A 12,934-nucleotide genomic window follows, 5' to 3' on the forward strand; every position below is an offset into this window, starting at 1 on the left:
CAGATCGATGGGCCCGCAGGCAGAACCCACCAAAACGCCGCAAAACTGGCTGTTTGACCGCTCGATCGGTCGGATGCCGGCTATCGGAAAACAGGTCGGCCTTGCAGGCGTGGTCATTCTTCTGGGGGCAATCATCTCGCTTCTCATCAACGTCGACGCCGAATTGAAAAATGTCGTGCCATGGAAAGGTGCCATGTTTTTCATAGTGATCGTATCCTGCGTGATCTTTGCTGTGCTGCAAAAGACCACCGACTTTCCCACCGAAAACGATCTCCCCCGCGCCGGGGAATTGAACAACTCCATGACCTGGGCCGCGAAACATCATTTGACGATGCCGACCCGGATCCGGGCCTTACCTGTTCCAGTCGTTGTGCTGTCCTGCCTCATCCTGTTGCTGCCCCCGGCAACCTTCATCCTCTCACTCTCCTGATTGGAACCTACGCCATGCCTACCGAAGTCCTGATGCCCGCTTTGTCTCCCACCATGGAGGAAGGCACCCTCGCCAAATGGTTGGTCAAGGAAGGGGACACCGTGTCATCCGGCGACCTCCTGGCCGAGATCGAAACAGACAAGGCAACCATGGAGTTCGAGGCGGTGGATGAAGGCACCATCGGCAAGATCCTGGTGGCCGAAGGTACCCAAGCCGTCAAGGTCAACAGCCCCATCGCCGTCCTCCTGATGGATGGCGAAACAGCCGACCAGATTGACACCACATCTCCACCCTCTCCGAAGGTGCCAAAGGCGTCCGACGCGGCCACGGAAGCGGCTCCCGGCGGGAGCCCTGACAAAGCCGCCCCTCCGCCGCCGGCAACGGCAGCGCCGACCACAGCCCAGAGGGTCCGTATCTTCGCCTCCCCCCTTGCCCGTCGCATCGCCGCCGACAAGGGGCTCGATCTCGGCCACATCAAAGGCTCCGGCCCCCATGGCCGCATCGTCAAGGCGGATGTTGAAAACGCCACCGCAGTGGCCCCCAAAGTCGCAGCAGCGGCCCCCACACAACCAACGGCTTCGGTCGCAGCCAGCGGTCCCCCCACAGATACCGTCCTCAAAACCTATGCCGACCGCGACTATGAGGAGGTCGCCCTTGACGGCATGCGCAAAACCATTGCTGCACGCCTGACCGAGGCCAAGCAATCCATCCCGCATTTCTACCTGCGCCGCGACATCCAGCTTGATGCGCTCCTCGCCTTCCGATCCCAGCTCAACAAGCAACTGGACGCGAAAGGTATCAAGCTCTCGGTAAATGACTTCATCATCAAGGCCTGCGCCCTCGCCCTTCAGGACGTGCCCGATGCCAATGCCGTCTGGGCTGGCGACCGGCTGCTCAAACTCCAACCATCCGACGTCGCCGTGGCCGTGGCGATCGAAGGCGGTCTCTTCACCCCCGTCCTGCGCGATGCTGAGATGAAGTCCCTCTCCGCCCTCTCGCGCGAGATGAAAGACCTCGCCACTCGGGCCCGGGACCGCAAACTTGCCCCGCACGAATACCAAGGCGGCACCTTCGCGATCTCGAATCTCGGCATGTTTGGGATCGACAATTTCGACGCCGTCATCAACCCGCCCCATGGCGCGATCCTTGCTGTCGGTGCAGGTGTCAAAAAACCCATCGTCGGTAAAGACGGCGAACTTGCCGTCGCCACCGTGATGTCGGTCACCCTCTCCGTCGATCACCGGGCCATCGACGGGGCCCTCGGTGCCGAATTGCTCCAGACCATCGTCACCAACCTCGAAAATCCCATGATGATGCTCGCCTGAAACGATAACGTTTCTTAAGAAAGACAGCAGACGACAGTGTCGCCTGCGAGGCCCGACAACAAAGAGGCAGCCCCATGAGCGCCGATATCTATCAAGATCTCAAACAGTTGGGCAGCAACGCAGCACTGCCCAACAATCCTGAAGAGGCGCAACTCGAACGGGTCCAAAATCCCCAGGCCGATGTCAGCTACAATGTCAGGTTCACTGCACCCGAATTTACGTCACTCTGCCCCATGACCGGCCAGCCCGATTTTGCCCATCTGGTGATCGACTATGTTCCTGCCGCCTGGCTGGTCGAAAGCAAATCGCTCAAGCTCTATCTCGGGGCTTTTCGCAACCACGGCGCCTTCCACGAGGATTGTACCATCTCCATCGCACGCCGCCTGGTCTCGTTTCTTGAACCACATTGGTTGCGTATCGGTGGCTACTGGTATCCCCGTGGAGGTATACCCATAGACGTTTTCTGGCAAACCGGGCATCCGCCAGACACCACTTGGATCCCGGACCAAGGTGTACCGCCTTACAGGGGCCGTGGCTGACGACGATACAACATCATGTGTCGTAAAATATCCCCGCCGGAGGCATAGAATTTAATGCCTCCGGCGGGGATATTTTTGAACACATGATGGAAGTTCCCGCACGCGCAAAACCAACGGATTGTTAGCCTGCTGGAGTGGCACCACCCCTAAGCAACTGGTCCATCGTGATCGAGGGTTGGTCGCATCCGGCCTCCCCCACGATCTTCGCGGGAACACCGGCCACCGTCTTGCACGGCGGCACGTCATGCAAAACGACAGAACCCGCGGCGATCCGGCTGCAATGGCCAATGCGGATATTGCCCAACACCTTGGCGCCAGCGCCGATCAAAACACCATTCTCGATCTTCGGATGCCGGTCATCGTCTTCCTTACCGGTCCCACCCAGGGTTACCGAATGCAGCATCGAGACATTGTCACCCACCACCGCCGTCTCACCAATGACAATCGAATGGGCATGATCAATCATGATCCCACGGCCCATCCGGGCAGCCGGGTGAATGTCGATCCCAAAGATCTCCGAAATCCGCGCCTGGAAAAAATGCGCCAGATCGCGCCGCCCTTCTGTCCACAACCAATGACCGACCCGGTAAGCCTGCACAGCCTGGTAGCCTTTGAAATATAGGATCGGCTGCATCAGGCGCAGGCAGGCGGGGTCGCGTTCATAGACGGCCACCAGATCAGCCCGCGCCGCCTGACCCAGATCCGGGTTCGCCAGATACGCTTCATCTGCAATCTCACGCAGGATCTGCTCAGACATCTCGCCAGAGGACAGCTTCATGGAGATCCGGTAACTCAGCGCCCGCTCCATCGTGGGATGGTGCAGGATGCTCGAATGGACCAGCCCGCCAAGGAGCGGCTCATCCGCCACGGCGGACCGTGCCTCATCCGAAATGCGCGCCCAAACCGGATCGACCGCGGCGATCTTTGACTGTCTCTCGGCCATTTGACGTCCTCCGTCCCGTTGCGCTCACATTAGGCGACGTAAGACCCCGACGCCACTTGGAAAACGCCCCAACGGTAAAAATGCCCCTCGCAGGCACCCAGATTGCAGCGTTCCTGAGAAGGGCCAATGACTTGTTCACCGAAGCAAGCGAGCTCGATACCGCCGATCAGGCCACTTTGGCGGGCCGGGCCGATGGCACCTCCGGCTTAGACACGAATTGGGGCTGAGATGGCCCGCCTAAGCAACAGGATCCTGACCCCGTCGGCGCGCGTTGCGTCGCCGGATAACCGTGCGCCACCAAGGCTTGCAATACCATCGCAAAACAGGCGCAAAATCCCGGATCCCCAAAGCTTTCGATCGGTGATCGCGGCAGGCGCGCTGCGGCCCCCATCAGACTGCCATTGCCCCAGGCCGGATGCGCCTTGCCAAAGCGGCGGCGATACCGGTCCGCCACCGCCGCCTGCCGCACCAGGCGCGCTGCCCGTTCCTCTCGCAGATCAGCTGGCAGGGCCAGCAAGGCCCGCGCGGCAAAAGCGACATCCGTGAACACAACCGGTCGCATCAGATCTGCGGCAATGCAAATCGGATGTAATGCAGGGCAATCCGAACTGTCCCACCACCGAAATTTCCGCCCAGGGCCGTCAGCGTCAGCGGTGTGTCCGCATAGTAAGTCGTGGGCCCAGACAGAATACCGCTTGCAAATGACCCTGCGGCCAAACCCAGGCCCGATCCGAACCGATCCGTGGCCGCACCTGTGCCCAATTCCCACGCACTCAGCGTGCCGGAAATCGTGTCGGTCACCCGGGCGGATGCGGCAAGGACCATGGCATTGGCCGGGATCACCGATGCCGTCGTATCGCTCGCCCCCGGGGTCATCACATGGTCGAACTCTTCGATCGCAACTTGTGTAGCGGCTCCGCTCGGGGACACTGCCAACGGCATGGCAACCCACGCTGTGCCCTCCCAGCGCACCGCGCGCGCCTCACTGGCCAGCCAGGCCATCCAACCGACATCCGGCGTGACAAAGTCCCATCCGCCCCCCACCGCAATGGCCACCTGGCCCGCTCGCCCGGCCCAAGCATCCGTCGCGCCGGCCGGCACGGCATAGGCCACACCATCATCGGCAACAGGCGGAGTGGCGATGCTCTGCGACACCAGCCTGAGTTGCACCAGGCCGTCCAGCCGGGACAGAGCCTCGTTCACTGTCACGTGTTTCTGCGCCTGCGCAGCCTGCACCAACGGCAATCCGAGCCGAGTTGTCTTAGTCATTGATCACGATCCTTCTGAACGGGCCAGGACCGAACCGGTCCGACACTTGTGCGATACGAAGCTCAAAGGGGGCGGTGACACCGTCGGCCAATTGATCGGCCGCGGCATAGGTCCAATCGGCGCTGGCAACCAATGCGCTGCGCAGCTCCGTGTCGTCCGACCAAATGCTGACCTGGTAGACCTCGCTGCCCTCGCCTAGCGGCACGTCAAGTCCCGCCCAACTGTCACCGTCGATCCGCGTCCGCCGCAACCAGCGCACGGCCAGATCGCCATTGGGCTGGCGTGTCGCGTTCAGGTGAACCGGTGCATAGGGCCGCAAGCCGATCCCATCAAATGCCGACTTGCCATGCTCATAGGACGGTGCGTCATAGGGCAAGGCCGCTGGACCCACGCGGTAATGGCGCTCCAACCCGCGAGCCGATACGGGCAGGTCGATCTGCTGCGGACGCCCGTCCAGCAACACCACCCGACTGCCCACGGGCCAAACCGACGGCATGACAGCATCCGTGCCCGCCTGCCCACGCAGCAAGTTGCGCAGCTCATAGGTATCGGGCGCTATCAGATCGGCTTCGGCGAACTGGAAAATCTCCCACCCGGCCGGGCTGCCATCGCCAATGGCCATGGCATTGATACCGTTCAACACATCGCCGGGTTCGGCCGATGAAAGTGTGCCGCCCACGACCTCCACCCGCACGGTGTTGCCGCGATCCCAGATGGCAACGGGCCCTGCAGGCAGATCGGTCAACGTCTCTCCAATCAGGGACGGCGTCTCGATCACGGTATTGAGCGCATAACCGTTGTCGGCCAGGCCCTGATACACCGCCACAGGCCCGGTCCAAGGAACGCCGGCCGCCGCTACATGGGGCGCATGCTCGACCTCGTTCCCGGTAAGCAGCGGCAGATCCAGAAACTGGTGGAGCACTGGCATCACGGGGGTAAAGGGCCGCGGTGTGACCTCTTCCTCCAGGCCGGGTTGTGGATCATAGATGTGATCCTCGACCCGTACGGCATCGACAATCCGGGCGTCGGCCAGCTCAACGGCATCGATCCGGTAACGCTCGCCATCCGCGCCGATCCGCACCACATCACCTGCACCCAAAGCGGTATCTGACGGTGGCAAAGCAAACCGTGCCGTATCCCGCGCGATCCGCGATTCCGACAGCCAACGCTCGACCACCGCCCGCGCCTCGGCCCGGTTCAGCACAATGGGCAAATCCGATTGCGAAACGGCCAACGATTGATCATCCGGAAAAATCGCCTCCGTAGCGCGCGCTTCGAAATCTCCATCCGCCTCGACATAAGACAGCCGGACCCGGCCTGCCGTCTCGGCCTCGGGCGCGCGAACCGTTTCGATATCCGCGCCGATATCAGACACATAGGCCAGCTGCCCGGTATCTCGCTCGGCAACCGGCTTGCCGTTCCGCATACGGAACTGCAAAATGCCATCGCGCTCAATGGCCTGGAACCCATAGGCCAACATCAACGGTTGCAGCGCAGCCCGTCCCCCGCTCAAATCCGCAACCGAATATCCACGCACCAGCCGATAAAGCTCGCGCACATCAATATCCGTCAATCCGACCCGACCGCAGATCTCAGCCACAACAGCACCCAGAGTCTCGTTCGAGGTGCGCCCGTTCAGCCAATGCCCGCGGGCATAATTCGCCCCATCGGACCAAAGCGCGGTATTGCCCGGAAAGTTTGGAAAGGGTCGAGCATCCCAAGCCCAGACATGGGCGTTCGACATGTCGACCATCGCAGCACCATATTGAGCCGATACCGGGTTATTGTCTGCATCCGCCCAAAACGTATCCATCGCTCGCAAGTACTGCGCCTGGATCAGATCATCCCGCCCTCCGTTCGAGAAATGCGGCAAGCTGCTTTCTGATGATTTTGGATCCAGAAACTTGTTCGGCTGGTTCGTGGCCTTATCGATCGCTGCACTCCCCAATTCCGTAAACCAGAAAGGCTTGGATTGCGGTATCCAACCGGTTGGGGCGACCTGCCGGACGCCACCAATCCGCTCATGGTGCGGGTTGTTCCACCAGCCGTACAAATCCTTGTAGCGGTAAATCCACGGCTCTCCATGGGCGCCATCCGTGATGGGTGTACGTGCCTGGGCCAACCGATCCGCATCGCTGGCATAGAACCAGTCATATCCCTCGCCACCATCTATGTTGGCCGTCAGGTATTCCAGGTCGTAGATCGAGTCCCAGACGGCATCCAGATGCCCATCCTTGTCCCGCCAATCCGAAAGGGGCATGTAATTGTCGATCCCAATGAAATCGATATCCGGGTCGGCCCATAGCGGATCCAGATGAAAATACACATCCCCTGACCCGTCCTCGGGCCGATAGCCGAAATATTCCGACCAATCCGCGGCATAGCTGATCTTTGCGTCGGGCAAGATCTGCCGCACGTCACGCGCCAATTGCCGCAATGCCTCAACCACCGGAAAACCAGCCGCCCCCCGGATCTGCGTCAACCCACGCAGCTCTGAGCCAATGCAAAATGCCTCGACACCGCCTGCGGCCGCACAAAGATGTGCGTAATGCAAAATGAACCGGCGAAACGACCATTCAGCCGGGCCGGAATAGGTCACGCTCGATCCCGATACGGAAAAATCCGACACCGAAGCCTGGCCCATAAACGCCGCCACCTCGGCATCGGCTTGCGGCGTCTGGTCAGGCGACCCCGCCTGCCCCGGCGCGGCCGACAAGGTAATCCGCCCGCGCCACGGCAGGACCGGCTGATCGAGTTCTCCGGTCCAGGGATCGCTCAACCCGTTTTCGGCCAACTGCTCCATCAGAATGAATGGGTAGAACATCACCCGCTGGCCCGCCTCCTGCGACGCGCGAATGGCTTGAATGATCGAGGCATCGGTCGGCGTCCCTCCGTAAACCGTCCGTCCGTCGACCTGAGCCAACACCTCCGCCTGGCCACGGGACACGCCCGACACACGCCAAGGCATCTCAACCCCATCGACCTTGCGCTGCTCGACCTTGGGCCGCAACTGGCACGCACCACAGCGCAGATCATCTCCAAACCATGACACGATCAACGACACAGCACTGCAATTGGGCAACTCGCTGGTCAGCTGATCCAACGAGGTCGCAAAATCGGTCTTGCCGCTGGGCGCATTCAAATTGGCTGAACGCACATCGCCCAACCGCGCCTTGTACCGCACCGGCGTTGTGGCCAGAGCATATTCTCCGGTCCCGGGCATCAGCGCGACGGCCTGAACCAGCCGCGACATGCTCTCAGTCTCCTCCGGGACAAAGGTCGGATCGGCCGGACGGATCACCTCGAACGAAAACTGCGGCACCCGGTTGCCATAGGCGCTCAATGCCAGATCCTCGATCACCACATAAGCAATCCCGCGATAGGCAGGCACCAACCCGGTACCCTCCACGGCTTCCATCTTGGAATCCGGCAGTTGATCCTCGGTCCCGGTATAGACCCGCATGTTGATGCTATCACGCGCAATCTCGACCCCATCGGCCCAGACCCGGCCAACGCTGGTGATCTCCCCCTCGCACAGGGCCACAGCAAGGCTCACCGAATAACTGAAACTCCGTGTCTTCGGTTGCGGTGGCGACCCCTTGCCGCCTCCCCCACTTTCACTGATCCGCTCCTGGAAACGGGAGGCCCAGATAACCTGACCGCCCAAACGCACCCGGCCAAAAACCTGGCCCAATGCCTCGCCTTCGCCGGCACCGCTGACCCGGAACCGCTCGACCTTGCCGGTCTCAACGACTTCGCTACCGGTTCCCAAAAGTCGCTGGTCAATCACCTTTCCAAGGGTCGCACCAACGGCCTTGCCCAGTACCGTCGCCGACAGCCCAAGGAACGATCCCCCAAAGGCTGATCCGGCGGCCGCCCCGGCGGCTGAAAGCAATATCGTCGCCATCACTCAATCCCTTCCGGAAAGGCAAACCGCGCCACAAGGCGGCTCTGCCACGGTGTGCTCAGCGCACTTTCCACCACTCCATGGCCTGAATAGGCGTGGATAAACGATGCCTGTGTGCCAACACGCCCAACGATCCCCAGATGCTTGGCCACCGATCCAGCCCGCATCCGAAACAGCAGCACATCCCCCGGTGCCACCCCATCGGCCAAGGCCTGGGGCCGCAAGTGCCGCGACGCCGCGCGCCATAACCGCTCCTCGCGCTCCGCCTCCGACCAGTCGGGCGTATATGGTGGTACAGGTTCCGGCTCCTCACCATGGACGGCGCGCCAGACCCCGCGCAACAAACCCAGGCAATCGCACCCTGCCCCTATGGCAGAGGCCTGATGTCGATAGGGTGTTCCAATCCAGCGCCGCGCCTCATCAACAATAGCGCTCATGTATCCCCCTTCAGGCTACCGCCCGTATTGGGTCGCGCCTGGCTCGGATAACTCATCAGCCAGTCTTCCCCCGGAATATCCGGAAATCCGCGAAAATTCAGATAGTTGTCGAATTTCAGGCGGCAGGTCACAGCCCGGCGGTCACAACCTGCTTCGACACGCACCCGATCTCCCACGGCAATCTCGGCCTGCAATTCCTGCCAAACGGCGATCTGTCGCAAACCGTTATCCGCCTCATCAGACTTGATCAGCCCGCTCAACCCGGCCGCCGCACCGGTCGAAATCTCCAACCGACCCCGGTCAAACCATCCCGCAGCAAAGCCATCCAATCCGCTCAACTGAAATACCCGCGCATCGGTGACCTGCATCACCTCTGCCTCCGCGGCATAGCCAGGTGTCTCCAGATCAAACCCGCATTGCCCATCGCCCAACACAGCCGAACAGGGCTTCTGGTATACCCGACCATTCGGCTTGTTCAGCGCCTCGGTCAATCCGCGCAACTCAGCGGTAAAAGCCCCGCTGCCCCGGCTGACCTCACCGATAGAGCCGCGAAATTGCACCACCCGCTCGGCAGGTGCCGCCCAGTTCACCAACCAGGCCACAACCTCAGCCTCATCAAACCGACCCGCAAGAATGTCAGCCTCGGTGACAGAGGCATCGCTCAACGCCCCCAGGGCCTCGGTATTGTCCACCGATAATCCCGTGCTCTGGGCCAAGGCCTTCGCGGTCAATCCGGTATCTGCATTGAAAATGATGCCATCAAATTCCAGCGGTAAATCATGGTCGGTAAACCCAAACCGCCGCCCGTCCCTGCGGGTAATCGCCCAACACCGGCACACCGTCGTGTGCCCGGTCGCCAGGTGCGTATGCAGACCGGCGGCACTCATACCCGCACCTCGACCACCGGCACCGACGGCACATCGCCTGCCTCGAAACTCGCAACCGAGCTCTGGATCCGGTCCGTATCAAACCGTACCGGCACATCGAACTCGAACCCGGCGGTAATCACAGAACCCGCCACCGGAACATCGACCAGGGTCACTGCCCCGCCAACCAGATCCAGCGCGTAATCCACATCCTCGACCAGCGCGACGCCATCCACGGCCACCCGCACACTCTCCGCCACCGGCTTTGCGATGGGCCTGGTGTAGCTGTACTGCCCCGACACATAGGTCTTCGATAGCTGAAAGACGTCCGCCACGCCGTCCCCCAACCCAATCTGCTGATCGGTCGCGCCCACATCATCCGACGCCGCACCAGATTTGAAATCCGCCCAGTCCTTCCAGCGAAACCCGTGCAACTGCCCCCGCCGCGCCTCAAAGAAGGCCAGCAGGATGCCCACATCATCCAATGACCGGACCCCCATCCCGGCATCATACCGGCGGCGCGAATGGGTCCAGGGCGTGTTGCGCTCTTCAAAGCCATTGGCAAGCGTCACCACTTCCGTGCGCCGCTCCGGTCCACCGGCCGAGCCAAAGCTCAGCGAGGCCGGAAACCGTACTTCGTGAAAGCCCATCGAATATCCTCCAAAACCAAGCCGCCCGAACAGTATCGCTCAAGAAACCCACCGTTGCGGGATCATGACAAAGACCGCGCGTTGCAGCTGCCGTCCCCATTATATGTTCGGAAGTATCCCGGGGGGGCCGGGGGGGCTGGCCCCCCGATCGGTCGGATCGCCTGCGATCCGAAACCCCTCACCGGTTCCGCTGCCCCTTGCCCAATGCCCGGCTCATCCGCGCGGCAATCTGCGCCTCACTGCGTTGAAAGCTCTCCGCATCCCGGGTCGAGATATTCATGACCACCTGAACAGGCCGCGCTGAACCACCCTCGGTCCGCACGCCAAGCTTGCCATCGGCCCCTCGGCTCAGGGGCATGATCGCCTCCGGCCCTGCCTCTCCCATCAACCCCAAACCACCGCGCATCGGGAAATGGGTCGGTCCCGTCACAACGCCACCCTTGGCAAAGGGGGTCACCCGGCCTTGGGTGAACGCACCACCATTGGCAAAGCCCGCAGCGCCACCAATCAACCCATTGATCCCTTGGGAGATGAGACCCCCAAAATGGCTGGTCACCGGCTTCACGGCCGCCGAAAACGTCGCATTCACAACGGAATTGGCCACCTGACGCAACGCATCGGACAGCTTCATGCCGTCAAACACCAGCCCCTTGAAAGCCCCGTGCAACCCCCGGCTGATGCTCCCCGACAGCTGCCCCGAGGCTTTGCCAGCATCGGCCAAACTGACCTGCATCCGCTGCAACTCACCGTCAAAAGCCGACAACATGCCACCAGCGCCACCCAGGCTCTCTTCCAAGGCATCCAACTGCGCCTCCAGGCCATCGGCCCCGTCGATCTCCGTCATCACGCATCTCCTCTTGGTCCATCGGGAAAGGCCGCAGCCAAGGCGTCAAGCCGCGCCCGCGTCAGCGGCGGCTCCGTCGCTTCCTGCCCTAACATCATCAGCAGCTCCACCGGCGTCAGCCGCCAGAACTGCTCCGGCGGCAGGCGCAACACATGCAGTCCCAACCGCATCAAACCGGCCCAGTCCATCAGGCACCGGGCGGCAAGGCAAAGGCCCGCGTCAACAGCAACGCAGCAACCCGCGCCGCCTCCACCAGCCCGCCACCAATCTCGACGGTGCGCAGGTCCGCGGCCTGGCCATCCCAACCGCCACCTCGTAACCCGGCCACGATCAAGGCAAGCACATCGCGGGTGGAATAGCCTCCACCCTCAAACCGCTGGACCAAGTCAATCACCGAACCGGCCTCCATTGCCTCCTCAAGCTCCGCCAAGGCACCCAGGGTCAGCTTGCAGACATGGCGCTGCCCATCCAAAACCAGCGCCACTTCCCCCGCCCAAGGATTGGCCATCATAGCGCCGTAAAGCTCAGGGCACCGGCAGAGGCGAGCGACAGCTCATAGGTCGCCTCGCCATCATGGCTGCCGGAATATTCCAGACTGGTCACCTGAAACGGCCCCTCAATCAGACCGAAATCCGGGATGATCACCTGAAAGGCCGGGGTCACACCGTCGAAAAAGATCTGCCGCGCCCGTTCGTCGGTCGTGTCATCCTTGAACACACCAGACCCACTGATCGATGCAGACTTGACGCCAGCGCCAGACAGCAATTCACGCCATCCCCCCTGACTTTCGACGCTGGTCACATCCACCGTCTCGGCATTGAAACTGATCCGCGTCGCCCGCAAACCTGCCGCCGTCACAAACGCGCCGCTGCCATCCATATCCAGCTTGACCAACAGGTCCTTGCCGTTCTGAGCACCCATTTCGCTCTCCTCGTTTTAAGATTATTGTCCACCTGCCGCGCTCAAACGCTCAGGCATCCTCGACCCGCGCGGCAAAACGTAAATTGATCTGGCGGCGTTGCTCCGGCCCCGTTCGCCGCGCCCGCGCCCGCTCGAAATTCATGGAAACGATGCGCCCCCGCGACATCACCGGCTGCGCGCCATGCAACGCATCCGAGATTGCGGCGGCCAGCACCTTGCCCGATGCAAAGCCCGCCTCGTTCGACACCACGCCCACGGTAAAGCGATGCAGTGCCCCGGTGCCAGTTTTGTCATTACGCGCAAACACATCCTCTATGCCCAACACGGCATAAAGCTGGGGCTCAGCACCGGCGGGCGCATTGTCGAAAATGGCATCGCCGACCAGCCCGCTGACAGCGGGATCCTGGGTCAGCGTTTCGTACACCGCAGCCTGCAACGCGGCTCCCAAAGTGTAACTCATGATACGGCCTCCTCTTCGGCCATGCATGTCAGATACCGGCTGGACACATCGCTGTCGGCGACCGACATGATGCGAAACGCCTGATTTCCAACGCGAAACCGTTGCTCCGGTCTTGGCCGCGCCAGTGATCCGACCGGGGCTGCCCGCACAATGATGCGGCACGGCACGGTCGAGAATGTCAGCGCCGCCCGGATCCGCTCACGCCCGCGCCCGGCATGGATCTCGGCCCAGACCGTGCCCACCGTGGTCCAGGTGGTGATGTGACCGCCACACCCGTCCGGAGCACGCTCTGGCGTCTGCAACTCCAACCGGTGGCTCAGATTTGGAACACCCATGCGCCGCA

The 12,934-nt window shown here is 61.8% G+C and carries 16 protein-coding genes; 3 read left to right on the top strand and 13 right to left on the bottom strand.

Annotated features, from left to right (window positions below; genetic code table 11):
- Positions 1-7: 7 nt before the first annotated feature.
- The 3 genes from IU397_RS10530 (at position 8) to queF (ending at position 2,294) form a co-directional block, all read left to right on the top strand.
- Complete coding sequence (locus IU397_RS10530) at positions 8-430, top strand: hypothetical protein (RefSeq protein WP_204413192.1); 423 nt, start codon at positions 8-10, stop codon at positions 428-430.
- A 14-nt stretch (positions 431-444) separates the two neighbouring features.
- Entirely contained in the window at positions 445-1,755 is a 1,311-nt protein-coding gene (locus IU397_RS10535; protein ID WP_204413194.1) for a pyruvate dehydrogenase complex dihydrolipoamide acetyltransferase, read from the top strand.
- Between the two features lie 74 nt (positions 1,756-1,829).
- Entirely contained in the window at positions 1,830-2,294 is a 465-nt protein-coding gene (gene queF / locus IU397_RS10540; protein ID WP_204413196.1) for a preQ(1) synthase, read from the top strand.
- 121 nt (positions 2,295-2,415) lie between these two features.
- On the opposite strand, the gene cysE is transcribed toward queF, so the two are convergent.
- The 13 genes from cysE to IU397_RS10605 all read right to left on the bottom strand — a co-directional run bounded on the left by cysE (position 2,416) and on the right by IU397_RS10605 (position 12,926).
- Positions 2,416-3,237 carry a serine O-acetyltransferase gene (gene cysE / locus IU397_RS10545; RefSeq protein ID WP_204413198.1) on the bottom strand — a complete coding sequence of 274 codons (822 nt, stop codon included), beginning with the start codon at positions 3,235-3,237 and terminating at the stop codon, positions 2,416-2,418.
- Positions 3,238-3,403: 166 nt separating this feature from the next.
- Positions 3,404-3,799, bottom strand: coding sequence for a hypothetical protein (locus IU397_RS10550; protein WP_204413200.1), 396 nt, complete (start codon positions 3,797-3,799; stop codon positions 3,404-3,406).
- Positions 3,799-4,506, bottom strand: a complete 708-nt coding sequence (locus tag IU397_RS10555) for a DUF2793 domain-containing protein (protein ID WP_204413202.1) — start codon at positions 4,504-4,506, stop codon at positions 3,799-3,801. The genes IU397_RS10550 and IU397_RS10555 overlap by 1 nt, the downstream gene beginning before the upstream one ends.
- Entirely contained in the window at positions 4,499-8,413 is a 3,915-nt protein-coding gene (locus tag IU397_RS10560; RefSeq protein WP_204413204.1) for a glycoside hydrolase/phage tail family protein, read from the bottom strand. The genes IU397_RS10555 and IU397_RS10560 overlap by 8 nt, the downstream gene beginning before the upstream one ends.
- Complete coding sequence (locus IU397_RS10565) at positions 8,413-8,850, bottom strand: NlpC/P60 family protein (RefSeq protein ID WP_204413206.1); 438 nt, start codon at positions 8,848-8,850, stop codon at positions 8,413-8,415. Before IU397_RS10565 ends, IU397_RS10560 begins: the two co-directional genes overlap by 1 nt.
- Positions 8,847-9,737: a DUF2163 domain-containing protein gene (locus tag IU397_RS10570; protein ID WP_204413207.1), complete on the bottom strand. Its 891-nt coding sequence runs from the start codon at positions 9,735-9,737 to the stop codon at positions 8,847-8,849. Before IU397_RS10570 ends, IU397_RS10565 begins: the two co-directional genes overlap by 4 nt.
- Complete coding sequence (locus IU397_RS10575; RefSeq protein ID WP_204413209.1) at positions 9,734-10,366, bottom strand: DUF2460 domain-containing protein; 633 nt, start codon at positions 10,364-10,366, stop codon at positions 9,734-9,736. The genes IU397_RS10570 and IU397_RS10575 overlap by 4 nt, the downstream gene beginning before the upstream one ends.
- A gap of 178 nt (positions 10,367-10,544) precedes the next feature.
- Positions 10,545-11,210, bottom strand: coding sequence for a phage tail tape measure protein (locus IU397_RS10580; protein ID WP_204413211.1), 666 nt, complete (start codon positions 11,208-11,210; stop codon positions 10,545-10,547).
- A complete protein-coding gene (locus tag IU397_RS10585) occupies positions 11,210-11,380 on the bottom strand; it encodes a rcc01693 family protein (protein WP_239479721.1) in 171 nt (56 codons plus the stop codon). The genes IU397_RS10580 and IU397_RS10585 overlap by 1 nt, the downstream gene beginning before the upstream one ends.
- A gap of 17 nt (positions 11,381-11,397) precedes the next feature.
- The gene (locus IU397_RS10590) at positions 11,398-11,718 is read right to left on the bottom strand and encodes a gene transfer agent family protein (RefSeq protein ID WP_204413215.1); all 321 of its coding nucleotides are present in this window, start codon (positions 11,716-11,718) and stop codon (positions 11,398-11,400) included.
- Entirely contained in the window at positions 11,718-12,131 is a 414-nt protein-coding gene (locus tag IU397_RS10595; RefSeq protein WP_204413229.1) for a phage major tail protein, TP901-1 family, read from the bottom strand. Before IU397_RS10595 ends, IU397_RS10590 begins: the two co-directional genes overlap by 1 nt.
- Positions 12,132-12,180: 49 nt before the next feature.
- The gene (locus IU397_RS10600; protein WP_204413231.1) at positions 12,181-12,591 is read right to left on the bottom strand and encodes a DUF3168 domain-containing protein; all 411 of its coding nucleotides are present in this window, start codon (positions 12,589-12,591) and stop codon (positions 12,181-12,183) included.
- Positions 12,588-12,926, bottom strand: coding sequence for a phage head closure protein (locus IU397_RS10605; protein WP_204413232.1), 339 nt, complete (start codon positions 12,924-12,926; stop codon positions 12,588-12,590). The genes IU397_RS10600 and IU397_RS10605 overlap by 4 nt, the downstream gene beginning before the upstream one ends.
- Positions 12,927-12,934: the final 8 nt, after the last annotated feature.

Origin of the sequence: Actibacterium sp. 188UL27-1 (assembly GCF_016901225.1) — a bacterium.
Taxonomy (GTDB): domain Bacteria; phylum Pseudomonadota; class Alphaproteobacteria; order Rhodobacterales; family Rhodobacteraceae; genus 188UL27-1.